22 protein-coding genes are annotated in these 25,088 nt (G+C 44.2%); 14 read left to right on the top strand and 8 right to left on the bottom strand.

Annotation, left to right across the window (positions count from 1 at the left end):
- Window positions 1–137: 137 nt before the first annotated feature.
- The gene (locus ACFVP7_RS21885; RefSeq protein ID WP_021481044.1) at window positions 138–563 is read left to right on the top strand and encodes a DUF5391 family protein; all 426 of its coding nucleotides are present in this window, start codon (window positions 138–140) and stop codon (window positions 561–563) included.
- A gap of 100 nt (window positions 564–663) precedes the next feature.
- A complete protein-coding gene (locus ACFVP7_RS21880) occupies window positions 664–1,905 on the top strand; it encodes a PQQ-binding-like beta-propeller repeat protein (RefSeq protein ID WP_338731740.1) in 1,242 nt (413 codons plus the stop codon).
- A gap of 59 nt (window positions 1,906–1,964) precedes the next feature.
- Here ACFVP7_RS21880 and ACFVP7_RS21875 read toward each other — a convergent pair whose 3' ends face one another.
- Together ACFVP7_RS21875 and ACFVP7_RS21870 are read right to left on the bottom strand one after the other, a co-directional pair.
- Window positions 1,965–3,359, bottom strand: a complete 1,395-nt coding sequence (locus tag ACFVP7_RS21875) for a hypothetical protein (RefSeq protein ID WP_338731738.1) — start codon at window positions 3,357–3,359, stop codon at window positions 1,965–1,967.
- Between the two features lie 377 nt (window positions 3,360–3,736).
- Window positions 3,737–5,074, bottom strand: a complete 1,338-nt coding sequence (locus ACFVP7_RS21870) for an aldehyde dehydrogenase family protein (protein WP_338731736.1) — start codon at window positions 5,072–5,074, stop codon at window positions 3,737–3,739.
- A 142-nt stretch (window positions 5,075–5,216) separates the two neighbouring features.
- Between ACFVP7_RS21870 and ACFVP7_RS21865 the strand changes: the two genes are divergently transcribed.
- Entirely contained in the window at window positions 5,217–6,359 is a 1,143-nt protein-coding gene (locus ACFVP7_RS21865; protein WP_076457364.1) for a TetR/AcrR family transcriptional regulator, read from the top strand.
- 29 nt (window positions 6,360–6,388) lie between these two features.
- Here the strand turns inward: ACFVP7_RS21865 and ACFVP7_RS21860 are convergent, their stop codons facing one another.
- Complete coding sequence (locus ACFVP7_RS21860; protein ID WP_015385126.1) at window positions 6,389–7,210, bottom strand: SDR family oxidoreductase; 822 nt, start codon at window positions 7,208–7,210, stop codon at window positions 6,389–6,391.
- A 116-nt stretch (window positions 7,211–7,326) separates the two neighbouring features.
- On the opposite strand from ACFVP7_RS21860, the gene ACFVP7_RS21855 reads away from it, so the two are divergent.
- On the top strand, window positions 7,327–7,578 hold the full coding sequence (locus ACFVP7_RS21855) for a hypothetical protein (protein ID WP_212082609.1): 252 nt from the start codon (window positions 7,327–7,329) through the stop codon (window positions 7,576–7,578).
- Between the two features lie 167 nt (window positions 7,579–7,745).
- Window positions 7,746–9,626 (top strand): molecular chaperone HtpG, encoded by a 1,881-nt coding sequence (htpG, locus tag ACFVP7_RS21850; RefSeq protein WP_003243561.1) that lies wholly within the window; start codon window positions 7,746–7,748, stop codon window positions 9,624–9,626.
- Window positions 9,627–9,668: 42 nt separating this feature from the next.
- On the opposite strand, the gene ACFVP7_RS21845 is transcribed toward htpG, so the two are convergent.
- From ACFVP7_RS21845 to iolR, 5 genes are all read right to left on the bottom strand, one after another.
- On the bottom strand, window positions 9,669–11,054 hold the full coding sequence (locus ACFVP7_RS21845) for a sugar porter family MFS transporter (protein ID WP_021481038.1): 1,386 nt from the start codon (window positions 11,052–11,054) through the stop codon (window positions 9,669–9,671).
- A gap of 237 nt (window positions 11,055–11,291) precedes the next feature.
- A complete protein-coding gene (locus ACFVP7_RS21840) occupies window positions 11,292–11,600 on the bottom strand; it encodes a YxcD family protein (protein ID WP_003227046.1) in 309 nt (102 codons plus the stop codon).
- A gap of 3 nt (window positions 11,601–11,603) precedes the next feature.
- Window positions 11,604–12,254 carry a hypothetical protein gene (locus ACFVP7_RS21835; protein WP_003244225.1) on the bottom strand — a complete coding sequence of 217 codons (651 nt, stop codon included), beginning with the start codon at window positions 12,252–12,254 and terminating at the stop codon, window positions 11,604–11,606.
- Between the two features lie 261 nt (window positions 12,255–12,515).
- Window positions 12,516–13,448 (bottom strand): aldo/keto reductase, encoded by a 933-nt coding sequence (locus ACFVP7_RS21830; protein WP_003243075.1) that lies wholly within the window; start codon window positions 13,446–13,448, stop codon window positions 12,516–12,518.
- 53 nt (window positions 13,449–13,501) lie between these two features.
- Complete coding sequence (iolR, locus tag ACFVP7_RS21825; RefSeq protein WP_003227050.1) at window positions 13,502–14,257, bottom strand: myo-inositol utilization transcriptional regulator IolR; 756 nt, start codon at window positions 14,255–14,257, stop codon at window positions 13,502–13,504.
- Between the two features lie 416 nt (window positions 14,258–14,673).
- Between iolR and iolA the strand changes: the two genes are divergently transcribed.
- The 9 genes from iolA to iolI all read left to right on the top strand — a co-directional run bounded on the left by iolA (window position 14,674) and on the right by iolI (window position 25,083).
- A complete protein-coding gene (iolA, locus tag ACFVP7_RS21820) occupies window positions 14,674–16,137 on the top strand; it encodes a methylmalonate-semialdehyde dehydrogenase (RefSeq protein WP_161619218.1) in 1,464 nt (487 codons plus the stop codon).
- A gap of 74 nt (window positions 16,138–16,211) precedes the next feature.
- Entirely contained in the window at window positions 16,212–17,027 is an 816-nt protein-coding gene (gene iolB, locus ACFVP7_RS21815) for a 5-deoxy-glucuronate isomerase (protein WP_041850314.1), read from the top strand.
- 23 nt (window positions 17,028–17,050) lie between these two features.
- Window positions 17,051–18,028: a 5-dehydro-2-deoxygluconokinase gene (gene iolC, locus ACFVP7_RS21810; RefSeq protein ID WP_029726145.1), complete on the top strand. Its 978-nt coding sequence runs from the start codon at window positions 17,051–17,053 to the stop codon at window positions 18,026–18,028.
- 32 nt (window positions 18,029–18,060) lie between these two features.
- Window positions 18,061–19,974 (top strand): 3D-(3,5/4)-trihydroxycyclohexane-1,2-dione acylhydrolase (decyclizing), encoded by a 1,914-nt coding sequence (iolD, locus tag ACFVP7_RS21805; protein ID WP_187956318.1) that lies wholly within the window; start codon window positions 18,061–18,063, stop codon window positions 19,972–19,974.
- 16 nt (window positions 19,975–19,990) lie between these two features.
- On the top strand, window positions 19,991–20,884 hold the full coding sequence (gene iolE / locus ACFVP7_RS21800) for a myo-inosose-2 dehydratase (RefSeq protein ID WP_014481416.1): 894 nt from the start codon (window positions 19,991–19,993) through the stop codon (window positions 20,882–20,884).
- Between the two features lie 14 nt (window positions 20,885–20,898).
- Window positions 20,899–22,215: a myo-inositol transporter IolF gene (iolF, locus tag ACFVP7_RS21795; RefSeq protein ID WP_396582880.1), complete on the top strand. Its 1,317-nt coding sequence runs from the start codon at window positions 20,899–20,901 to the stop codon at window positions 22,213–22,215.
- Window positions 22,216–22,237: 22 nt separating this feature from the next.
- Window positions 22,238–23,272: a bifunctional inositol 2-dehydrogenase/D-chiro-inositol 1-dehydrogenase gene (gene iolG / locus ACFVP7_RS21790; protein WP_003244482.1), complete on the top strand. Its 1,035-nt coding sequence runs from the start codon at window positions 22,238–22,240 to the stop codon at window positions 23,270–23,272.
- Between the two features lie 19 nt (window positions 23,273–23,291).
- On the top strand, window positions 23,292–24,161 hold the full coding sequence (locus ACFVP7_RS21785) for a sugar phosphate isomerase/epimerase family protein (RefSeq protein ID WP_015250852.1): 870 nt from the start codon (window positions 23,292–23,294) through the stop codon (window positions 24,159–24,161).
- 85 nt (window positions 24,162–24,246) lie between these two features.
- Window positions 24,247–25,083 (top strand): 2-keto-myo-inositol isomerase, encoded by an 837-nt coding sequence (iolI, locus tag ACFVP7_RS21780; RefSeq protein WP_015250853.1) that lies wholly within the window; start codon window positions 24,247–24,249, stop codon window positions 25,081–25,083.
- The last annotated feature ends 5 nt before the right edge of the window (window positions 25,084–25,088 follow it).

Here is a 25,088-nt window from a genome sequence, read left to right as displayed (position 1 = left end):
GTTTTTTACTATATAAATATACTAGAAAGAAGCATAGCATTTGTGTATGCATTCTGGAATTTTTTAATAAATAATGAATTTTCTACACAGCTCTCTTATAATGAAAAGGTTAATATTTCTATCTAAGGAGGAGTTTGATGTCTAGAAAAAACAGCGTGGCGATCATGACAGCCATTTCTGCGTTTCTTTTTTGCGCTGTGATCGTGGCGGCTTCACTTTCGCCGCTGGCCGGAACGGGAGCGGCGGCCAATCAGTTTAATTCAGTTGGCATGTGGTCAGCTGTCGGTATGATCCTTGTATTGTATTTCATTCCATTTCTCGTTTATATGCTCGGAGTCGATGCAATGAGGTATGTCATGGCGGTGCTTTGCGGCTTCGGGCTTTTGATTCATTTGTCTTCGGCCGGTTTTATCTTGATGTTTAGTTTCTTTAGTGACCATCTGCTTTCTGAGGTGATCTTTGTTTTCGGAATTAGTCTCGCTGCGGCTGCTGTCAACGTCATTTGGTTTGTGTCTGCATTTCGGCCGGGTGCTGAAAAAACGTCTGCGCATACACTTACATAGTTTTCTAGTTTGTGATGGTTTTGTGAAATAGATTTATAAAATGGATGAATATGTTATGATGGTCACAAATTAGAAGTTACATATAATGGGGGTCTCAATGATGGTCAAGTCATTTCGTATGAAAGCTTTGATTGCGGGAGCTGCGGTGGCGGCGGCTGTTTCGGCCGGCGCTGTTTCTGATGTGCCCACTGCCAAAGTGCTTCAGCCGACAGCTGCTTATGCGGCGGAAACGGTGTTTTCTCAAAATAATGGAGCATCTGGCTTTTTGCCAGGAAGATATGATGTACAAGCGATGGCGCCTGCCATGTTTAACTGGTCACGCGAAAGCCGGTTCGCCGGAAATACAGACGGGACGCTGAAATGGCAAAACGACATCAGAACGACTCCGCAAAATGGAGCGGGGGCTGTGATTGACGGAGACGGCACAGTATATCTTCATTCCAGAGACGGGGAAATGAAAGCCTTTAATCCAGACGGCTCAGTCAAATGGGTGACTGGCAATCTTGGAAAAACATATACGCAATCTCCTGTACTTGGGACCAACGGCGTTATCTATTTGGCATCCTATGACAAAAAGATTTATTTTATTGACAAAGAAACGGGAGAAATTTTAACAACGGTTCCGTTAAGCGGCGGGCCAAGCTCTGAAACGGTGATCGGTTCAGACGGGACGTTGTATTTCTCAACACTTGATAATTATGTTCACGCGATCAAACCGACGTCAAAATCAACCTGGACAGAGCGCTGGAAGTTGAAAACAAATGGTGTCGTCAGCTCTGTGCCGGTGCTTGCCAAAAACGGCACCGTGTATGTCGGCACATATAATTACGTGTTTTATGCGATCAACTCCGGAACCGGACAGGTGAAATGGTCCAGAACGACGTCAAATGCGTTTAAAGGATATCCGGTGATTGATAAGGACGGAAACATTTATGCCGGCAACCAAGATGGACAGTTGTATGCCTATACATCAACAGGCAGTTTGAAATGGACATTCCCGTTAAACGGGTTCTCCAGCTCATCTCCTGCGATTGATCATAATGGCAATATCTACATCGGCTCAGGAAGCGGCGAGCTGTTTTCCATCAGCAAAAACGGGGATATGAACTGGTCATTCTATACAGACGGTCCTGTCAGAACGGCGCCGCTGATTGACGCGAAGGGAACGGTGTATTTCGGGTCAGATGATATGAAGGTTTATGCGGCAGACGCAAACGGCAATGAATTATGGAGCTATCAAACCGACAGCAACGTCGTGTCTTCTCCTCAGCTCGCTGAGGACGGAACGCTTTATATTGGAAGTTATACGAAGCTAATGGCTTTTGGGAAATACATGCATTAAGTTCAAAAAAGACATTTCTCTCTTGAAGTGAAATGTCTTTTAATTTTCGAGAAGTTATATTATTTTCCCAAAAACCAATCGGTTATATTTAGTTTTGAATTTTTATCTAATATACGAATATATTGCTGGCTTAAAATATAGTAATAAATGGATTCCTCAAAGATTGTAGTTAGCCTATTTTTAAATTCAATTACCGCTTTTTCTAAATTTTTTTCTTTAATTGAAATAATATCTTGTATGGAGTTGCTGGCATAATAATTATACTCCTCAATAAATTGTTCATCAGATAAATCTCCAGTCTTTAGCATATTTACTTTATCAAAAAAGTCTAACAAGTGACTATAATGATCTATAGTATTTTCAGCGACTGTTAATATGAAATTACGGTCAATAAGGAATTGATCTAACATTAGCTTCCCAAAGGGAGTAAGATGTAAATTCGACATTTCATAAAATGAGGATTTATTAACTTTAAAGTATATTTGAGTAAGAACGTTATTATTAATTGTTTCTAAACAATTTTCAATTTTTTCAAGTTCCTCATTAAATGATTCAAAATCTGTGAATTGTTCGATATCACTGACAGGTTGAAGGGCCCAACGAGAGTTTTCACTTGCTTTTATTTCATCATTTTTAAAATAATAATTTGAAGATGATAATTTTTCGCAGAAACAACTTGTTAAAAAATCTATTCTTGATTCTAAATAATTAATATTTCTTTCAGCTAAGTGTAAACAATTGCTTAAAGCAGTAGATATAATAATTTGATACTTTATAACCTGTTCATATTTTTCATCTTGTATTTTTCTCTTTGCTTTTGATCTTAATAGATTTGTCCGAAACATAATTAGAGTAAAAATTGAAATTAAAAGTGCTAAAAAACCAGTAACTGCATTAATTGTTTTGTAGTCTATTTTTTTTATGAATGCCCAAAATTTTTGCCAGGATAAAAAGTCCGAAATTTGGTCAAGTATATTAGGGTTATGAATTGATATTATAATAATCCAAATAAGTATATTAACAAGTGAAAGTCCAAATAGTGTTTTAAAGAAAGATATTGTTTTATTAAAAAATCGAATGGGACTGAGGGCTTCAGATCTTTTTAAAGAGTTATTATACCCAGAATCACCATATGTCAATACATTTGGAGATATAAGGAATAAAAATCTATCTATTAAATAATAGAACTCAGAAACAACTCTTATTATTTTAATTTTCTTATTCTTAATCATTCTTTTATAAATTCTATTAAGAAAATTAATTCTCAGTTCTATAAAAATTTGTTGAATGATTGCAAGAATACAAGTAAATCCTATCATTAAAAAAATATACTCTAAGAGTAACGAAAATATAAAGGAATCTGTTTGAGATTCAATAAAAAAGAAAAATTCCTTAATAAAATCATAAATAAACTTAACTGAAAAATTGTCTTTCAAGTACAATGCTTTTTCCATTTTTAAGATAAGTTCCTCCCACGATGCTTTTAATTACTAGATAATATAACTAACCCTTATAGATTTTTGACTACTGGATTTTTCCTGAAATATTCAATTATCATAAAATATACATAATTAAAATTGCGAATTCAATGATAACAATTTTTTATTTTCGAGCTTGCAAATAATCAAACAGTAAGTGCCTTTTATATACTGTAAAATTATAAAAAGTCTTATTATCCCCTATCTTCTACTTTCAAGTTTACTTCATTTTGCTTTTTACAAATCAAATAAAAAAATATGGGTGTTAATTTAATAACGTTCCTTAAAAAGCTGATTTTATATAAACACAATAAGATAAGGCGCTTCCTTAAAGGAGCGCCTTTTGCTCATTCCTATTTAGAGGCCTGAATAAATACACCCTTCTCATGAGAAAACTCTTTGAATCCGTATACCCCATGATAGGAGCCGATTCCGCTTGTGTTGACGCCGCCGAATGGCAGGTTGACGTCACTAAAATGGACGACGACATCATTGATGGCGGCATTTCCTGATGTCGTGTGCTGAAGGACGTTGTCAATCAGGTCTTGGTTTTTGCTGAACACATAAAGTGCAAGCGGTTTATCGCGGTCATTTACGTAATCGATGACCTCGTCGATGTCTTCATAGTTCATCATTGGCAGGATCGGTGCGAAGATTTCCTCCTGCATGATTTTCATGTCAGGCGTGACGTTTTTCAAAACGGTTGGCGAGATCGTGCGGTCGCTGGCATCAAATACGCCGCCGAACACCACTTCCGCCCCTTTTTTGATGGCATCGTCGAACAGATCTTTGACGCGGTTGAAGTTGCGGTCATTGACGATCTGCGTAAATTTGCTGCGGTCTGGGTTGTGATCATCCTCCATAAATCCAGCGTTGACGACTGTTTGTAAAATCCCCGCGAACCTGTCCTGAACGTCTTTTTTAATGAACAGGTAATCAGGTGCGATGCAGGTTTGGCCGGCGTTTACGAATTTCCCGACGGCGATCTTTTTCGCTGCGTCCATCAGATCGTATTCACTGTCGATAATCGTCGGGCTCTTGCCGCCAAGCTCAAGTGTGACAGATGCCAAGTGTTTGGCAGCCGCTGTCATGACGATTTTCCCGACATTTGTGCTTCCAGTGAAGAAAATATGGTCGAACGGCTGATCAAGTAGTTCGGTTGCCACCTCAACCTCTCCTTCAAAAATCGCGACTTCTTTTTCATCAAAAGCGTCTCTTATCACTTTAGCGGCAATGTTGCTCGTGTTCATCGTGAAATCGGACAGCTTCACAATCGCGCTGTTTCCGGCTGCGAGAGAAGCGGCAAGCGGCGCCATCGTCAGCATAAACGGATAGTTCCACGGGCCGAGGATGAGTGTGACGCCTTTAGGCTCGTACATAAGAATTCCGTTTGCGTCAGGGCTTAACGATGAACCGACTTCTTTAGGCGCCATCCATTGTTCCAGGTTATTCATATTATCTCTAATCGCTTTTTTTGTTCCTTCAATTTCCGCTTTTTTGACTTCATGATATGGTTTGCGGACGTCTTTACGGATCGCTTCGATGATTTCTTCTTCATGGGCGATGACGGAATCTAAAAAGCGCTGAAGCTTTTCTCTGCGCTGTTCCGCTGTTGAAGCACGCAAGGCTTTTTGCTGTTTTTTCTGAAGCTGAAAGACACGCTGGATGTCGTCCTTTACTTGCTGTTCCATTGTAAAATCCCCCTCATTTGCTTTCTTCTTTTCTCGGACCTATTATAAGGTGGTACCTTTTCTGTAAGAAAGACAACGGTGAACCATCTATACGTTACCGTACATATATCTAAGATCTGTCTAATGATTGGGGGTGTCTTTTGTGCCGGAATCTGCCGAAGCTCAAGTGAAAGAGGCGTTGCTGGCCTTATTGAAAGATAGAGATATTCAACACATCACAATGAAAGAAATCGCTGAGAAGGCCAAAGTGAGCCGCGGATCGCTCTACCTTTATTATGAGGATAAGTTTTCAATCATTGAGGATGTGATCGAAGACATGAAGGAAGGACTGGGCAAAGCGCTTTTTGACGCCTTCAGTCATATGGATACCCTTCATTTGAACAAAAAACGGCAAACGGTGCATCCGACGCTGTCCTTTGTTCATGAGCATCGATCCTTTTTTTCTGTGATGATGAACAGAGGGCATTTCCATCGTTTTTTTAGGGATGTGTTTCAGCAGGATGTTCTGCTGACTCCGGTCCATGTGAATTTGACGCCGATCGAACGGGAAATTTACGGACATTACCGGGCCTTGTACACGTACGCGATTATCCTGTATTGGCTGAATGAGGATGCGGCCGCGACTCCGGAAGCTATCAGCCAAAAGGTATGGGAGCTTGTTTCTCAAAAGAGATTTTATTGGCTGTTTGGACAAGCTGTGCCAGGAGAGCGAGAGAAGAACAAGCAAATCGACAGGCGTGTGGTTCGAACGAGAGAGGCGCTCCAGAAGGCATTTCTGGACGTGCTGGCGGAGAAAAAAGACTACGCAGCCATCACGATTTCGGATATTACCCGGAAAAGCAATATCCGCCGTGCAACCTTTTATGATCACTATGCCAATAAGGAGGAATTGCTCCAAACCCTGATACAGCGATCATGTGCGGAGATCATTGATCACCTGACGATTGCCTCCAACCCGAATGAATTTTCCTTAAAGGAAGCGGAGGAGGCGCTCGCCAGTCTGCTTTCTGCTTTGTCAAACATGCCCATTGTCCATTTTCTCAATCGGGAATGGGGTGTTCCTCATGTGATACCTGATATGTTCAAAGCGCTGGAATCGTTTTATCTGCATCAGCAAACTGATATTCACGCAGAGAAAAAGCTTTATGCCCATTATGTATCCGCAATGATTATTGGGTTGCTTTTGTATCGGCTGGATGAAGGAAAGGCGCATCCGCCTGAAGTGCTGGCGAGGGAATTTTTGCAGTTTTTGGATGTGAAAAAGTATAAGGTTGTATTGCTTTGAAAGACAAAAAGAGAGGGACATCCCCTCTCTTATTTCGTTTCTTTCTTCCATTTCTCATCAATCAGCATTTTCCCTGGCCATGTGTATGCCATGATGCCGCCGTCTGCGGTGATGTCCTCTCCTGTGACGTATGAGCTGTCGTCTGACGCGAGGAACAGGGCCACTGTCGCCATTTCCTTCGGCTGGCCGAGGCGGCCGAGCGGCGTGACCCATTTGTTGGCTTCGCGGAATTTCTCGCCCATTTCCTGTTCTTTGGTGCCTGCTAATTTGTCAATCAGCGGGGTTTCGATCGTACCCGGTGAAATGGAATTGACGCGGATGCCGTTCCGTGCGTAGTCGATTGCCATCGCTTTTGTCAGGTTGGTGATGCCGCCTTTTGCTGCGTTGTAGCCGGAGCGGTCAAGATCCGCGGCACGGCCTGACATGGAGGAGGTGTTGATGATGGAGCCTCCATTTTCGAGCATGAGCGGAATCAAATATTTGCTGCAAAGGAATGTGCCGCGCAGGTCGACAGCGATAATGCGGTCAAACAGGTCAACCGGATATTCGTGCACCTTTCCGCCTTCCTGATCAACGCCGGCATTATTAAACAGAATATCAATCGTTCCGCATGCATCCTTGATTTGATCAGCAAATGCTTTCACACTGTTTTCATCTGACACATCGAGGTGAAAGGATTCGGCCTGTCCTCCGTTTTTTCTGATTGCGTCAACTGTTTCTTCCATTTGATCTTTATTGATATCTCCGATGATCACACGCGCGCCTTCATTGGCAAAAACCTCTGCCGTCGCTTGCCCAATGCCTGTCGCGGCGCCTGTGATCACTGCTGTTTTGTTTTCAAGTCTTCCCATGATACGAGACCTCCTTTTTCTATTTGTCTTCCCGCTATGTGCAGTGATAAACATGCGAGAAAAGAAAGGCCAGCATATGTTAAGATGAATTAGAAATTGTTGGGAGGTTTGTATGTTTGAAGGTACAGCATAAGAAGGAGCTCAAGTTTTATTGCATCGTGACCATTCCATCTGCATTTGTTGTGCTGACTGTCATCTCTTTTTTATTGCAAGAGATTACGTTTCCGGTGACTGCAAGCGCATTTCTGAGTGCTTCATGGCATAATCTATTGTTTTTGATACCGTTCGGTTTGTTTTTCTACCCGGTGCATATATGGATGAAGCGGGAGTTTGGCCGCTGGAATGACACAGAAAAAAAGAGAGGATGATGAAGCCTCTCTTTTTTATGAGAATGAGTGAGAAAAAGAGTGAAAACAAATCCAACTAATGTTAAATTTACATATATATGCATCTATCAATCTAATTGACAATTGTCATCTTATGTGATAAATAGATGCTGAAAAGGGTTTACATAATGGTAAAGGAGCGATCAAGAGTGGCGAAAAAAGAGTTTAAAGCAGAGTCTAAACGCTTGCTGGATATGATGATTAACTCCATTTATACCCAAAAAGAAATTTTCCTGCGCGAGTTAATCTCCAATTCGAGTGATGCGATTGACAAAATCTATTACAAAGCGCTTACGGACGATGCGCTTACGTTTGATAAAGACAGTTACTACATAAAGGTCGCAGCTGACAAAGATGCGAGAACATTAACCATCTCTGATACGGGGATCGGAATGACAAAGGATGAGCTTGAACAGCATCTTGGAACAATTGCAAAAAGCGGTTCCCTCGCGTTTAAAAAGGAAAACGAGCTGAAAGACGGACATGACATTATCGGGCAGTTCGGTGTCGGTTTTTACGCGGCATTTATGGTTGCCGATGTCGTGACAGTCATCAGTAAAGCGCTTGGCAGCGAAGAGGCTTATAAATGGGAGTCTGCGGGTGCAGACGGCTATACGATTGAGCCGTGTGAAAAGGATTCTGTCGGTACAGACATTATCCTGAAAATCAAAGAGAACACAGAAGATGACAGCTATGACGAGTTTTTAGAGGAATATCGTTTAAAAGCGATCATCAAGAAGTACTCCGACTTCATTCGCTACCCGATCAAAATGGATACAACCATTAATAAGCCGAAGGAAGGCAGCGAAAATGAATTTGAAGAGGTGCAGGAAGAGCAGACGGTCAACAGCATGGTGCCGATCTGGAGAAAAAACAAAAGCGAGCTGACAGATGAGGATTATGAAAAATTCTATGCTGAAAAGCATTATGGGTTTGATAAACCGCTCACACACGTTCATATCAGTGTGGATGGAGCCGTTCGCTACAACGCAATTCTATTCGTCCCTGAAAACATGCCGTTCGACTACTATTCCAAGGAATATGAGAAAGGCTTGGAGCTGTATTCCAATGGCGTGCTGATCATGAATAAGTGCGCAGACCTGCTACCGGACCACTTCAGCTTTGTGAAGGGCATGGTCGATTCTGAGGATCTGTCGCTGAATATTTCCAGAGAAATGCTGCAGCATGACCGCCAGCTGAAGCTGATCGCGAAAAACATCAGCAAGAAAATCAAAAGCGAGCTGCAAAGCCTGTTGAAAAAAGACCGCGAGAAATACGAGACGTTCTACAAGTCGTTCGGCAGACAGCTGAAATTCGGCGTGTACAATGATTTTGGCGCGAATAAGGATCAATTGAAGGATCTCCTCTTATTCTACTCTTCAAAAGAGAAAAAACTGGTCAGCTTAGACGAGTATGTTTCCAGAATGCCAGAGGAGCAGAAATTCATTTATTACGCGACCGGGGATTCTTACGACCGCATTGAGAAACTGCCGCAAACGGAAATGGTGGCGGACAAAGGCTATGAAATCCTCTACTTTACTGAGGACATCGATGAGTTTGCAATTAAAATGCTGGCTTCTTATCAGGAAAAAGAATTCAAGTCCGTATCAAGCGGAGACCTTGGCATAGACACGGATGAGGATCAAAAGCAGTCCGAGGAAGAGGAAAGCAAGTATAAGGATCTGTTTGAGGAAATGAAAAACATTCTGTCAGACAAAGTGAAAAACGTCAGAATCTCAAAACGGCTTAAATCACATCCAGTCTGCCTTGCTGCTGACGGCGAAGTGACAATTGAGATGGAAAAAATCTTAAACGCGATGCCTGACAGCCAAAATGTGAAGGCGGAAAAAGTGCTGGAAATCAACCCAAATCACGAGGTATTCCAAACGCTGCAGGACGCGTTTGAACAAGATAAAGAGAAGCTGAGCCTGTACACAAACCTTCTGTACAATCAGGCGCTTCTCATCGAAGGCCTGCCGATTCAGGACCCTGTGGAATTTACGAACAATATTTGCAAGGTCATGGTGTAAACAGAAAAAGGAATCGTCCCATAAGGAGACGATTCCTTTTTTTTATAATGTACGCTCATTCAGCATTTGGTTTTGGGTGCTTTTCTTCTTTTTAAACCGGTTTTTCAGGCTTGCTTCAATTTCCTCCAAGCTTCGCCCTTTGGTTTCCGGCACCATGTAGAAAGCGAAGAAAAATGAGAGAAGACAAATGACTGAGAAAACCATAAAGACCCATGCGATGCCCATTGCGCTTAGCATCAGCGGGAAGACGAGCGACACGATCAGGTTGGCTGCCGATAACACCAAAGTCGTGAACCCTGTCGCGGCTCCGCGCGCTTTGGACGGGAAGAGCTCAGGCATGAGCACCCACACTACAGGACCCCATGTCGCCTGGTAAAAGACGATATAGACGCCGAGAAAGACTACTGTCATCCACGCTGTTGATGCGGAAAGCCCCAGTGTCAGGAGCACGCCTGATAAAGCAGCAAGGCTCAGTGTGATGCCGACACTTCCCCAGATCAGAAGTTTTTTGCGTCCGACACGGTCAATTAAGATCATGGCAGTGATACACATGATGACGTTAAGGACGCCGATTCCCATTGTGCCGAGTGCGGAAGCTGACGTGCCAAGACCGGCCTTCGTAAAAATGGTCGGCGCGTAGTAGATGACCGTGTTAATGCCGACCGCCTGCTGGAAAATAGCTAGGCCGACGCCAATCAGAAGCATGGGGCGAATCCATTTGGCTTTTAGGACGCTGAGTGTCGTTTCTTTTTTCTCTGCTTCCCCTTGCTTCATCTCTGCCAATTCCATTTCGATGTCTTGGGGATCATGAGTGATGTTCATGATTCGTCTCGCTTCTTCTTCACGGCCGCGCTTCACGAGCCATCTTGGCGATTCCGGCATGAACGCGATGCCGATTAATAGAAGCACGGCAGGCACTGCGGCCAGACCGACCATCCAGCGCCACGCTTCAAACGGTGTGAACAGGTAGTTCACAATATAGGCGAGCAAAATTCCTGTGACAATCATTAAGTTGTTCATTGTGCCGAGTGTCCCGCGAATTTTTGTCGGTGCCATTTCGGAAAGATACACGGGCACAAGCGCCGTTGAACCGCCGACGGCCAAACCGAGAATCACCCTAGATGCAATCAGCATGCCGATTGTTTGAGAAAACGCGCAAGCGAGCGCACCGATAATAAAAATGATGGAAAGGACAAATACAACCTTTCTCCTGCCCCAGCGGTCTGAGCATGTGCCGCTCAAGGCAGAACCGAAAATCGCGCCAAGGAGCAGCATGCTGACAACCAATCCTTCTGTCAATGTCGTTAAAGGAATATCGTTATTGATAAACAGGAGTGCTCCGGAGATAACACCTGTATCGTAACCATATAGCAGTCCCCCTAAAGCGCCGAAAAAGTAGATCATATATTTCCTTGTGTCTTTCTTCACAAATGTCTCCTCCTCAGTTGTTGAGCCAATGAGTATCTAAAAATATGTAACAAAGTTAATAGATTAGTACCCATTTCCTATCTCATTTGAAACATTTGTTTTGAAAAAACGGAAACTTTATAGCCAAAAGAGATGATCACAGATCCGCTGAGTTTAGGAAAAACGAAATAACTTTATGCTCAGAGAAACCATTAAAAAAACCTTACCCGCGCGGAGTAAGGTTTGATTAAGACATTTTTATTCTTCTGCTTCGTTGACAAAAACCAAGGCGGAGAAGCCTTTTTTCTTATCAAATTGCAATTCAACGACGGTAACGTCCGGATTGAAGTTGTGGTATTCCTCTAAGAACTGAATAATGCCTTCTGAAATGTCATCTGACATAAGCTGCTTGTGGTGCAGGCCAAATGTAGCTTCAGCGAAGAACCCTGTACGCTTGTTGTACGATAGTTCTTTTACTTCAACGTCTTCAGGGTAGATATCTTCTTCATTGGAAATATACACGCAAATTCCGTCTACAATTTCTTGCTCATTTAATATTAATCTCATTGCCTAAAATCTCCTTCTGTACGTCTTCGGTGCTTTAAATGCGCGAATCAATGCGATGACAATGATTAAAATAATAATCAAAGCGATGATATCCACGATCCAGGCAATGGGTGAAGCGCCATAAGAAACATAACCGGGGCCTCCGACTGGATGATAGGTGTAACCCCATGGGTGCATCATGCTGATCATGAACATACCCATTGTAAATCCGCTATAATATCCAAACCATCCTGATGGCGCGAAACCTGCGTGATAGTAATGATTGACTGAAACATAACGTCCGCCAACATAGGCTTTAGACGTTTTTCCGCTGTATGTCTTTCCGGTTACTTTTGATGTAGCGCCGGAAAAGGTGCCTGACGATTTTTTAGAGCTTGATGAACTTGCCTTTTCCGAAGGCTTCTTTTTAAGCGAAATCGATGATGATGAATCGTCAGACGTCTTGGATTTTTTGCTAGAAGAGCTTGATCCTGAGCTGTAGCTTGATTTCGGGCTTGATTTATAGCTTCCGCTGTATGATGAGCTTGAACTTCGGCTGCTGTAACTAGATGATGAGCGGCCGCTAAAGCTCTTTGCATGAGAAATCGTTGATGGCAGCAGTACACCTAAAGCAACGGTTACTGCAACTAAGGCTTTTACATATTTAAGTTTCATTCTGTTTCCTCCATAGACCATCGAAACGGTCCGCTATTCTGACCAGCAAATAAAAGAAGCTGGGTCAGCTTTATTTCATATGAGCTGGATGATATGAACGTTTCATACTTTTGCTTTCTCAATCACTTTCTTTCTGAGATAAACTACCTTTATTTTATCGGATTTATGGCTCATTTTGTAAGGTTTTGCTTCAAAATCAGTTATTTAGGAATTTATCGCACAAAAAAACAGCCTTCTCCATTGGAGAAGGCTGCTTTCTTCTTATGCGAACAGCTTATCAATAAATGAAATATCCTCTTGAGAAAGCGTCACGTCGGCTGTTTTGATGTTATCAATCAGCTGATCGGCACGTTTTGCTCCCGGGATTAAAATATCAATTTCCGGTCTTGCTAAATACCAGGCCAATACGATGTGAGGGATATCCACGTTGTGTTTTTCGGCAATCGGCGCAAGCTTGTTGACCTTTCTGATATTTTCTTTGAAACGCTCACCCTTGAAGTGTTCCTGTTCGTTTCGCAGGTCGCCTTCTGGGAACGTTGTATCTTCTGTATACTTTCCTGCCAATAAACCTGATACGAGCGGGAAGTAAGGGATAAATGAAATATTATGCTCCTTCGTATACGGGAAGAATGTTTTTTCCGCTTCACGGTTTAACAGGTTGTATTCGCCTTGCAATACATCTACCAAACCGTCTTTGTTTGCTTCTTTTAATTGCTCTAAAGAGAAGTTGGATACACCGATGGAGCGGATTTTTCCGGCTTTCTTCATCTCATTCAGCGCGTTAACGGCTTCATCCTTAGGCGTATGTTCGTCAGGGAAGTGAATGTAGAACAAATCGATATAATCGGTATTCAAGCGCTTCAGGCTTTCATCAACTGATTTTTTAAGAAAATCTGGTGAATTATCAAAGACAAAGTCATTGCCTTGTTTTCTGTGAGCGGCTTTTGTCGCGATGACAACATCTTCACGGTTGAATTCACGCAGCACTTCACCAATTAATTCTTCGGAACGGCCGATCCCGTAAATGTAAGCGGTGTCTAACATTGTCACGCCATTACGGATCGCCTCGCGCACCAATTCTTTTCCGGTTTCTTCATTTAGGTTCGGGTAGAGGTTATGTCCTCCGACAGCATTTGTTCCTAATCCGATAGGGAATACCTGCAAGTCTGATTTTCCGAGCTTCGCTTTTTTCATGATCTGCCTCCTAGAATAAAATGGATGATAGACTCTCAACACTATTGTAAACGTTAGGCCAGGTGAATGCCGATTTGATGCTCATTGCAGTACTGCGTGTACTCGTCGTCTAATGGCTGAGAGGTCACAATGCAATGCAGCCTGTCAAACGGCGCATATGTCAGAAGCGTTGATTTTCCGAATTTAGAATGGTCAGCCAATAGATACACTTCTTTTGCTTTTTCCGAAATCCTCTTTTTAATTTCATACTCCAGCAGATCCGAGTTGGTCAATCCGTGTGTCAGTGTCGTTCCGGTAGCGGACATAAAGGCTTTGTTGATATTGTACTTATCAAGCATAGCCGGGTCGTCCATGCCGACAAAGGAGCGGGTTTTTCTCTTATAGTTGTTTCCGATAATGATTAAGTTGATATTCTTCAAAGCTGACGCCGCATTGATAATGTCTAAACTGTTGGTTAAGATGGTGACATTTTTGGCTGGATCAAGCGTATCAAGAATAGACTTTGTCGTCGTTCCTGAATCAATGAAGACCAAATCGTGATCTTCAATAAATCGGGAAGCATAATGGGCGATTTTTGTTTTTTCATCCTGGTGCTGAATGGTGCGATTTTCAAAAGGAACTAATGCGGTTTTTTCAATAGATGTTACGCCGCCGTATACTTTTTCAATCGCACCCTTTTCTGTAAGCTTGTTGATATCACGTCTGACTGTGTTTTTGGAGACATTGAACACCTGGCACAGCTCATCTAAGGAAACAGTGCCATGCGATAAAATGTACTCCTCCATTTCCTGAATCCGCATCAGTTTCATATTAAAAACTCCTTCTTGAATCTTTACGTAACATAAATATATAATAAAAACCAAAAGTTAATCAATAGTTGCTTAAAAAATGATAACATCGGTGTATATCTTTTGCAAGATTCGGCGGGCTTCTCTTACCTCTCTTACTTGATTAAAAGATTAATATAATAAAAATAATGAAAAAATTTAGTGTTTATGATTGACTTATGGGTATTATGCGATTAGAATATAACCAAGAAATGACCAAAAAGTAACCTGTTGTGCATGAAATGGTTGCTTGTATGTAAATATGCATCCGCCATTTATTTTTTTGGTTTTTTTGAAAGCGTTTAATTCTTGGCTTGCTGAAAAGTGGATATTGATATGAATCTATCCGGAACCATCCATACAAGTGTATGTGTTTACTAATGAAGGAGGCAATAAGAATGGCAGAAATCAGAAAATTAAAAAACTACATCAACGGTGAATGGGTTGAAAGCAAAACAGATCGATATGAAGATGTCGTCAATCCGGCGACGAAAGAAGTACTATGCCAAGTGCCGATTTCTACACAAGAGGATATTGATTACGCAGCGCAAACGGCTGCTGAAGCATTTAAAACATGGTCAAAGGTGGCGGTTCCGCGCCGTGCCAGAATTCTATTTAACTTCCAGCAGCTGCTGTCTCAGCATAAAGAAGAACTTGCTCATCTAATTACCATTGAAAACGGAAAAAACACGAAAGAAGCTTTAGGTGAAGTGGGACGCGGGATTGAAAACGTAGAGTTCGCCGCTGGAGCACCTTCCCTGATGATGGGTGACTCACTTGCTTCCATCGCAACGGACGTTGAAGCGGCGAACTACCGTTACCCAATCGGAGTTGTCGGCGGAATCGCGCCATTCAACTTCCCGATGATGGTTCCTTGCTGGATGTTCCCGATGGCGATCGCGCTCGGCAACACATTTATTTTAAAGCCATCTGAGCGGACTCCGCTGTTAACAGAGAAATTGGTTGAGCTTTTTGAAAAAGCGGGCCTTCCGAAAGGGGTGTTCAACGTCGTATACGGTGCGCATGACGTTGTGAACGGCATCCTTGAGCATCCCGAAATTAAAGCAATTTCATTTGTAGGCTCCAAGCCAGTAGGCGAATACGTCTACAAAAAAGGAAGCGAAAACTTAAAACGCGTTCAATCTCTGACTGGCGCGAAAAACCATACGATTGTCTTGAACGATGCGAATCTTGAAGACACGGTCACAAACATCGTCGGAGCTGCCTTCGGTTCTGCCGGTGAACGCTGCATGGCTTGTGCCGTTGTGACGGTTGAAGAAGGAATCGCCGATGAATTTATGGCGAAGCTGCAGGAAAAAGTGGCGGACATTAAAATCGGTAACGGCCTTGATGACGGCGTGTTCTTAGGACCAGTGATTCGCGAAGACAACAAGAAGCGCACGCTCAGCTATATCGAAAAAGGTCTTGAAGAAGGTGCCAGACTCGTATGTGACGGACGTGAAAATGTGTCAGACGACGGCTACTTTGTCGGCCCGACGATCTTTGACAATGTCACAACAGAGATGACGATCTGGAAAGATGAAATTTTCGCTCCGGTCTTATCTGTCATTCGTGTGAAAAACCTGAAAGAGGCGATTGAAATCGCCAATAAGTCTGAGTTTGCGAACGGCGCCTGCTTGTTCACATCCAACTCAAACGCAATCCGCTACTTCCGTGAAAACATTGATGCGGGAATGCTAGGCATCAACCTTGGTGTGCCGGCTCCAATGGCGTTCTTCCCATTCTCAGGCTGGAAATCTTCATTCTTTGGAACGCTGCATGCGAACGGAAAAGACAGCGTCGACTTCTATACACGTAAAAAAGTGGTAACGGCAAGATATCCGGCACCTGATTTCAACTAAACGACGAACAGCCGAACGGCGTCCATGTGCGCTGTTCGGACTCATTCTGCCAATAGAAAGAGGAGGGCTTCACTATGAGTTATTTGTTGCGTAAGCCGCAGTCGCATGAAGTGTCTAATGGGGTCAAACTCGTGCACGAAGTAACGACATCCAACTCTGATCTTACTTATGTAGAGTTTAAAGTGTTAGATCTTGCATCAGGTTCAAGCTATACAGAAGAATTGAAAAAACAAGAAATTTGTATTGTGGCTGTAACGGGAAAAATTACAGTGACAGATCATGAGTCGACTTTTGAGAATATCGGCACGCGTGAAAGCGTATTTGAACGAAAACCGACAGACAGCGTCTATATATCAAATGATCGTGCATTTGAGATCACAGCGGTCAGCGACGCAAGAGTGGCGCTTTGCTATTCTCCATCGGAAAAGCAGCTTCCGACAAAGCTGATCAAAGCGGAAGACAACGGAATTGAGCATCGCGGGCAATTTTCAAACAAACGTACTGTTCATAACATTCTTCCGGATTCAGACCCTTCAGCTAACAGTCTATTAGTAGTTGAAGTCTATACAGACAGCGGCAACTGGTCCAGCTACCCGCCTCACAAACATGATCAAGACAACTTGCCGGAAGAATCTTTCTTAGAAGAAACGTACTACCATGAGTTAGACCCGGGACAGGGCTTTGTGTTTCAGCGCGTATACACAGATGACCGTTCTATTGACGAGACAATGACTGTGGAAAATGAAAACGTTGTCATCGTTCCTGCGGGGTACCACCCGGTAGGCGTTCCGGACGGATACACATCCTACTATTTAAATGTCATGGCAGGGCCGACGCGAAAATGGAAGTTTCATAACGACCCGGCGCATGAGTGGATTTTAGAACGCTAACAAGTGAGGAGTGGCTGTTTACGATGAAGTATACATTCAATGAAGAGAAGGCTTTTGATATTGTTGCCATCGGCCGGGCATGTATTGACCTGAACGCAGTCGAATACAACCGCCCAATGGAAGAGACGATGACATTTTCCAAATACGTTGGCGGTTCACCTGCGAATATCGCGATCGGCAGCGCGAAGCTTGGCTTAAAAGCGGGCTTCATCGGCAAAATTCCGGATGACCAGCATGGAAGATTCATAGAGTCCTATATGAGAAAGACCGGCGTTGATACAACACAGATGGTTGTTGATCAAGATGGACACAAAGCAGGCCTTGCATTTACAGAAATCCTCAGCCCTGAAGAATGCAGCATTTTAATGTATCGCGATGATGTGGCGGATCTTTATCTTGAGCCTTCAGAGGTAAGCGAGGATTATATCGCAAATGCGAAAATGCTGCTTGTTTCCGGGACAGCGCTCGCCAAAAGCCCGTCACGGGAAGCGGTGCTAAAAGCTGTTCAATACGCGAAGAAGCATCAGGTTAAAGTGGTGTTCGAACTGGATTACCGCCCGTATACGTGGCAGTCATCAGACGAAACAGCCGTTTATTATTCTTTGGTTGCCGAGCAGTCCGATATCGTCATCGGCACACGTGATGAATTTGATGTGATGGAAAACCGCACAGGCGGAAGCAATGAAGAATCCGTCAATCATTTATTTGGCCATTCAGCCGACCTCGTTGTCATCAAACACGGCGTCGAAGGCTCTTACGCATACAGCAAATCCGGCGAGGTATTCCGCGCCCAAGCGTACAAGACAAAAGTGCTGAAAACCTTTGGAGCTGGTGACTCCTATGCGTCAGCCTTTATCTATGGCCTTGTCAGCGGAAAAGACATTGAAACGGCATTGAAATACGGCAGTGCTTCAGCTTCCATTGTGGTGAGCAAGCACAGTTCGTCAGAAGCGATGCCGACTGCGGAAGAAATCGTACAGCTTATTGAAGCACAGTCATAATTGAAAAAGATCGAGTAAAGGTGGGATCGTTTGTGGGTAAGAAAATTCGCTTAACAACAGCACAGGCGCTGATTAAATTCTTAAACCAGCAGTACATCCATGTTGATGGAAAGGAAGAGCCTTTTGTCGAAGGGATTTTCACAATTTTCGGTCATGGAAACGTATTAGGGATCGGGCAAGCGCTTGAGCAGGATGCAGGCCATTTGAAAGTCTATCAAGGGAAAAATGAACAAGGAATGGCGCATGCGGCCATGGCGTACAGCAAGCAAATGCTGAGAAGAAAAATATATGCGGTGTCTACATCCGTCGGACCAGGAGCGGCTAACTTGGTGGCGGCAGCCGGCACTGCATTGGCAAACAATATCCCAGTTCTCTTGATTCCGGCAGACACATTTGCGACAAGACAGCCAGACCCTGTACTGCAGCAAATGGAGCAAGAATACAGCGCGGCGATTACGACAAACGATGCATTGAAACCTGTATCGAGATACTGGGACCGCATTACGCGCCCTGAGCAGCTGATGAGCAGTTTGCTGCGCGCGTTTGAAGTCATGACTGATCCGGCAAAAGCAGGTCCTGCAACGATTTGTATTTCTCAGGATGTTGAAGGGGAAGCATACGATTTTGATGAAAGTTTCTTCGTCAAACGGGTTCACTATATTGATCGCATGCAGCCGAGCGAGCGCGAGCTTCAAGGTGCGGCGGAGCTGATTAAATCCAGCAAAAAACCTGTGATCCTCGTCGGCGGAGGCGCAAAATATTCCGGTGCGCGCGATGAATTGGTTGCCATTTCTGAAGCCTATAACATTCCGTTAGTTGAAACGCAGGCAGGAAAGTCTACAGTTGAAGCTGATTTTGCGAACAACCTTGGCGGGATGGGCATCACAGGTACACTTGCGGCAAACAAAGCGGCCCGCCAGGCTGATTTGATTATCGGCATCGGCACAAGGTATACAGATTTTGCGACATCCTCTAAGACCGCTTTTGATTTTGATAAAGCGAAGTTTTTGAACATTAACGTCAGCCGAATGCAGGCGTATAAACTTGATGCATTCCAAGTGGTAGCAGATGCGAAAGTGACGCTTGGCAAACTGCACGGCTTGCTTGAAGGCTATGAGAGCGAGTTCGGCACAACGATCCGGGAGCTGAAGGACGAATGGCTAGCTGAACGCGAGCGTCTCAGCAAAGTGACGTTTAAGCGGGAAGCGTTTGATCCGGAAATCAAACATCACTTTTCTCAAGAGGTCCTGAATGAATATGCTGACGCGTTGAATACGGAGCTTCCGCAAACAACGGCATTGCTGACAATCAACGAGACGATTCCTGAAGACAGCGTCATCATCTGTTCAGCAGGCTCACTCCCAGGAGATTTGCAGCGTCTGTGGCATTCTAATGTTCCGAATACGTATCACCTGGAGTATGGATATTCTTGCATGGGCTATGAAGTGTCCGGGACACTCGGTCTTAAACTGGCCCACCCTGACAGAGAAGTGTATTCAATCGTCGGAGACGGCAGCTTCCTGATGCTTCATTCTGAACTGATCACGGCGATTCAGTACAACAAGAAAATCAATGTGCTGCTCTTTGACAACTCAGGATTCGGATGCATCAACAACCTGCAAATGGATCATGGCAGCGGCAGCTACTATTGCGAGTTCCGCACTGACGACAACCAAATCCTGAATGTCGATTACGCGAAAGTCGCTGAGGGATACGGCGCGAAAACCTACCGCGCAAACACAGTAGAAGAATTAAAAGCGGCGTTAGAGGATGCGAAGAAACAGAATGTATCAACATTAATTGAAATGAAGGTGCTGCCTAAAACAATGACGGACGGCTATGACAGCTGGTGGCATGTCGGGGTGGCAGAGGTATCTGAACAAGAAAGCGTTCAGAAAGCATACGAAGCAAAAGAGAAAAAGCTGGAATCTGCGAAGCAGTATTAGAGGGGAGGCACCATAGATGGGCAAAAATGAAATCCTGTGGGGAATCGCTCCCATTGGGTGGCGGAATGATGACATGCCTGAAATTGGAGCGGGAAATACACTTCAGCATTTGTTAAGTGATATCGTTGTCGCACGTTTTCAAGGCACGGAGGTCGGGGGCTTTTTCCCCGAACCTGCCATCCTGAACAAAGAGCTGAAGCTTCGGAACTTACGCATTGCAGGAAAATGGTTCAGCAGTTTTATTTTGCGTGACGGACTTGGTGAAGCGGCAAAGACATTTACCCTGCATTGTGAGTATTTGCAGCAAGTAAACGCGGATGTCGCAGTTGTCTCTGAACAAACGTACAGCGTGCAAGGCTTGGAGAAAAATGTGTTCACAGAGAAGCCGCACTTTACGGATGATGAATGGGAGCGGCTTTGCGAAGGGCTGAATCACCTTGGCGAAATTGCCGCTCAGCATGGCTTGAAGCTTGTCTATCATCATCATCTCGGCACTGGTGTCCAAACAGCGGAAGAAGTGGACCGCCTGATGGCAGGAACAGACCCTGCGCATGTACACCTCCTCTATGATACAGGCCATGCGTATATTTCTGACGGCGATTACATGGGGATGCTTGAGAAGCATATCGGCCGCATTAAGCATGTGCACTTTAAGGATGCCCGCCTGAATGTCATGGAACAATGCAGGCTCGAAGGACAATCGTTCCGGCAATCATTTTTAAAAGGCATGTTTACGGTTCCCGGTGACGGCTGCATTGACTTTAGAGAAGTATATCAGCTGCTGTTGAAGCACAGTTATTCCGGATGGATTGTCATTGAAGCTGAACAGGACCCCGATGTTGCAAACCCGCTGGAGTATGCATTGATTGCGAGAAACTATATTGATCAGCAGTTGTTGGATCTGGCTTAATGGGGAATGAACATATGGGCAATACCAATGGAGATTCAGCCTTCAATAAACGGACAATCGCGGCAGCATTGGCCAACTATATTGATGCCGGTTCAATTGTGGCAGGCTCCGCCGGTTTATCATTATGGGTCAGTTACCTTAAGCTATCCGATACGCAAATCGGGCTGCTCGGCGCGCTGAGCGCAAATGCGATTTCTGCCGCTGTCGGCGCGCTGCTTGGCGGGTTTCTGGCTGATAAAGTCGGACGGAAGGCTGTTTATACCAATAGTATGCTGGTTTATGCACTAGGGATTTGTTTGGTTTTGTTCGGAGTTAATTTCCCCATGTTGTTAAGCGGTTACATCATTATCGGTTTATCAGTAGGAGCTGACATAACCGCGTCATGGACCATTATTGCGGAAAATGCGCCAAAGAAGAATCGGGCCAGGCATTGCGGCGTAGCACAAGTCGCTTGGGCCGCGGGCGCTGTCGTTGTACTGCTCCTCTCCGTACTGGCCGGTGACTTGGGACTCTTGGGGAATAAAATCGTATTTGCCCATCTGCTTGTGATTGCGCTGATTACGTACATCCTGAGAATCAGGCTTCCGGAATCAGACGCCTGGCAGACAAAAAATCAGCCGGAGGATGCTCAGGCAGAGAAGCCGGCTGTACTGAATAAGACATCGTATTTTGATTTGCTCAAGCCTATGTATCTAAAAAGCATATTGTTTTTGATGGGTGTGTACTTGGTTTGGAACTTAGCTGCCGGGGTCATGGGCTTCTTTATGCCATACATTTATCAGCAGGTCGGCGGTGTATCTGCCAACATGGCCAACCTTTTGCAAATGGGGCTGTTTATCTTCACAGGATTGGGGGTCGCTTTGATCTTCATGCCCTTTGCCGACAAATATAGAAAAACCGTATTTGGAACCGCCGCTTTCATGGCGGTGATCGGGTGGACACTGTTTCTGCTGCCAGTTGAAGGCCTGCCGATTCTGCTCCTGTTTATTGTCGTGATCGGCATCAATAACGGAGCCGGGCAGCAAGCGAACTATCAGTTATGGGCCAGCGAAATCTTTCCTACGCAATATCGTGCTTCCGCACAAGGACTGATGTTTTTCCTTGTCCGTATTTCAATAGGGATTTGGAGTCTGTTTGTCCCAATGATTATCACCAATTTCGGCATTGGAACGATGGCTGCAATTCTTCTCGGATGTGTGACGGCCAGTATGATCATCGGGCTGCTCTTTGCGCCGAATACGTCTGGCAAGTCGCTTGAGCAAATTCAAGAGGAACTCTACGGATCTCCTCAGAGCCAAGTAAAGCAAGAAACAGAAAGCAAAATTATGTAATCAACAGAAGGAGTGGCTGTCAATGAGTTTACGTATTGGCGTAATTGGAACTGGAGCAATCGGAAAAGAACATATTAACCGCATTACGAACAAGCTGTCCGGCGCAGAAATCGTAGCTGTAACGGATGTTAATCAAGAAGCTGCACAAAAGGTCGTTGAGCAATACCAATTAAACGCGACGGTTTATCCGAATGATGACAGCTTGCTTGCAGACGAAAATGTAGACGCTGTTTTAGTGACAAGCTGGGGGCCTGCGCATGAGTCAAGCGTGCTGAAAGCGATTAAAGCCCAGAAATATGTATTCTGTGAAAAACCGCTCGCGACAACGGCTGAAGGATGCATGCGCATCGTCGAAGAAGAAATCAAAGTGGGCAAACGCCTAGTTCAAGTCGGCTTCATGCGCCGTTATGACAGCGGTTACGTACAGCTGAAGGAGGCGCTCGATAATCACGTCATCGGCGAGCCGCTTATGATCCACTGCGCGCACCGCAACCCGACTGTAGGAGATAACTACACAACCGATATGGCCGTAGTCGACACGCTTGTTCATGAAATTGATGTACTGCACTGGCTCGTCAACGATGACTACGAGTCCGTTCAAGTCATCTACCCGAAAAAATCGAAAAACGCGCTGCCGCATTTAAAAGATCCGCAAATCGTCGTGATTGAAACAAAAGGCGGTATCGTCATCAATGCTGAAATCTATGTGAACTGTAAATACGGCTATGACATTCAATGTGAAATCGTCGGAGAAGACGGCATCATCAAGCTTCCCGAGCCATCAAGCATCAGCTTGAGAAAAGAAGGCAGATTCAGCACTGATATTTTGATGGATTGGCAGAGACGCTTTGTCGCTGCGTATGATGTGGAAATCCAAGACTTTATTGATTCGATTCAAAAGAAAGGCGAGGTCAGCGGACCGACGGCATGGGATGGCTACATTGCTGCTGTTACGACTGACGCGTGTGTAAAAGCCCAGGAATCCGGACAAAAAGAAAAGGTTGAATTGAAGGAAAAACCGGAATTCTATCAATCTTTTACAACAGTTCAAAACTAAAAAACAGAGGAGTGAAAATATGAAGTTAGCATTGGATCCATCTATGTATCGTGATGATTTAACTTTAGAGGAAACGGTCTATAAAACGGCAGAGCTCGGCTATGAATATATCGAATTGTCTCCGCGCGAGGATTTTTGCCCGTTTTATAAATATCCGAAAGTCGATTCAGCAAAGATCAAACAATTAAAGCGCCTTTTAAGAGATACAGGTGTTAAGCTTTCATCGCTTCTTCCGCTTTACCACTGGGCGGGTCCTGATGAAGACCGCCGGCAGGCAGCGGTGCGCAATTGGAAACGGGCAATCGAAATTGCGGTTGAACTTGAAGTGGATTTGATGAACAGCGAATTCAGCGGTTCAAAATATGATCCTTTAACAAGTGAAGAAAAATTTATCAAATCCATGGATGAGCTTCTGCCAGTCTTTGAAAAAGAAGGTATTAAACTCAATCTTCAAGCCCACCCATACGATTTTATCGAAACGCACAAAGGTGCGATGGATATGATCCGCGCGCTTGACAAGGATTGGATCAATCTTGTCTACTCGACTGCGCATACGTTCTTCTATGATGACGGCAAAGGCGACATCGAGACCATGTTTGACGAAGCCGGCGACCGCCTCACACATGTTTTATTTGCAGATACCTATAATCATAAAGCGGCTCATGGCCTTCGCTACATCGTCAATCCGCCTGACGCGAAAGTAACGGTTCACCAGCATTTGGACATTGGCCAAGGCGAGGTTGATTTTGATACGATTTTCAGAAAACTGAGAGAGATGAAGTTCGACGGAATTGCGACGAATGCCGTATTTGCTTGGGTCGATGAAAGAGCGGATGAATCAAGCCGATTTATGCTTAAGAAAATGAAAGAAGAATTAGGTCTGGCATAAGCTGAGCATGGAGTTCGGCGGGATATGGCGACAGCCTTCCTGCCGAACTCCCTTCATATCTAAAACGCAGATGGGGGAGTCTGGCATGAAACTTTGTTTTAATGAAGCGACAACATTGGAAAACTCAAACCTTAAACAGGATTTAGAACTATGCGAAAAGCACGGCTATGATTATATTGAAATTCGCACAATGGATAAGCTGCCGGAGTACTTAAAAGACCATTCATTGGATGACCTTGCGGAATACTTTCAAACCCATCACATCAAACCGCTTGCCTTAAACGCGCTTGTTTTCTTCAACAACCGTGATGAAAAGGGCCACAACGAGATCATCACTGAATTTAAAGGCATGATGGAAACATGCAAAACCCTCGGTGTGAAATATGTGGTGGCCGTTCCGCTTGTGACAGAGCAGAAGATTGTAAAAGAAGAGATCAAAAAGAGCAGTGTAGACGTGTTGACTGAGCTGTCAGATATCGCGGAGCCGTACGGCGTAAAAATCGCGCTTGAATTTGTCGGCCATCCGCAATGTACGGTCAATACGTTTGAACAGGCGTATGAGATCGTAAACACAGTTAACCGTGACAATGTCGGGCTTGTCCTTGACAGTTTTCACTTCCATGCAATGGGTTCAAATATTGAGAGCTTAAAGCAGGCGGACGGAAAGAAAATCTTCATCTATCATATTGATGATACAGAAGATTTCCCAATCGGCTTTTTAACAGATGAGGATCGTGTATGGCCGGGACAAGGGGCAATTGACTTAGATGCCCACTTATCAGCACTGAAGGAAATCGGCTTCTCTGATGTTGTATCGGTTGAGCTCTTCCGGCCTGAATACTATAAGCTGACTGCTGAGGAAGCCATTCAAACAGCGAAAAAAACAACAGTGGACGTCGTATCAAAATACTTCAACATGTAACGGAT

The organism is Bacillus sp. SG20033, assembly GCF_044570195.1.
Classification (GTDB): domain Bacteria; phylum Bacillota; class Bacilli; order Bacillales; family Bacillaceae; genus Bacillus; species Bacillus subtilis.
This window is presented reverse-complemented; position numbering and strand designations above follow the sequence as displayed.

Bases quoted from the DNA above. Each gene is read 5' to 3' on its own strand.
- ACFVP7_RS21885 (WP_021481044.1), top strand. From the start codon at position 138: ATGTCTAGAAAAAACAGCGTGGCGATCATGACAGCCATTTCTGCGTTT.
- ACFVP7_RS21880 (WP_338731740.1), top strand. From the start codon at position 664: ATGGTCAAGTCATTTCGTATGAAAGCTTTGATTGCGGGAGCTGCGGTG.
- ACFVP7_RS21875 (WP_338731738.1), bottom strand. From the start codon at position 3,359: ATGGAAAAAGCATTGTACTTGAAAGACAATTTTTCAGTTAAGTTTATT.
- ACFVP7_RS21870 (WP_338731736.1), bottom strand. From the start codon at position 5,074: ATGGAACAGCAAGTAAAGGACGACATCCAGCGTGTCTTTCAGCTTCAG.
- ACFVP7_RS21860 (WP_015385126.1), bottom strand. From the start codon at position 7,210: ATGGGAAGACTTGAAAACAAAACAGCAGTGATCACAGGCGCCGCGACA.
- ACFVP7_RS21840 (WP_003227046.1), bottom strand. From the start codon at position 11,600: ATGAGATTAATATTAAATGAGCAAGAAATTGTAGACGGAATTTGCGTG.
- ACFVP7_RS21835 (WP_003244225.1), bottom strand. From the start codon at position 12,254: ATGAAACTTAAATATGTAAAAGCCTTAGTTGCAGTAACCGTTGCTTTA.
- ACFVP7_RS21830 (WP_003243075.1), bottom strand. From the start codon at position 13,448: ATGAAAAAAGCGAAGCTCGGAAAATCAGACTTGCAGGTATTCCCTATC.
- iolR (WP_003227050.1), bottom strand. From the start codon at position 14,257: ATGAAACTGATGCGGATTCAGGAAATGGAGGAGTACATTTTATCGCAT.
- iolA (WP_161619218.1), top strand. From the start codon at position 14,674: ATGGCAGAAATCAGAAAATTAAAAAACTACATCAACGGTGAATGGGTT.
- iolB (WP_041850314.1), top strand. From the start codon at position 16,212: ATGAGTTATTTGTTGCGTAAGCCGCAGTCGCATGAAGTGTCTAATGGG.
- iolC (WP_029726145.1), top strand. From the start codon at position 17,051: ATGAAGTATACATTCAATGAAGAGAAGGCTTTTGATATTGTTGCCATC.
- iolE (WP_014481416.1), top strand. From the start codon at position 19,991: ATGGGCAAAAATGAAATCCTGTGGGGAATCGCTCCCATTGGGTGGCGG.
- iolF (WP_396582880.1), top strand. From the start codon at position 20,899: ATGGGCAATACCAATGGAGATTCAGCCTTCAATAAACGGACAATCGCG.
- iolG (WP_003244482.1), top strand. From the start codon at position 22,238: ATGAGTTTACGTATTGGCGTAATTGGAACTGGAGCAATCGGAAAAGAA.
- ACFVP7_RS21785 (WP_015250852.1), top strand. From the start codon at position 23,292: ATGAAGTTAGCATTGGATCCATCTATGTATCGTGATGATTTAACTTTA.
- iolI (WP_015250853.1), top strand. From the start codon at position 24,247: ATGAAACTTTGTTTTAATGAAGCGACAACATTGGAAAACTCAAACCTT.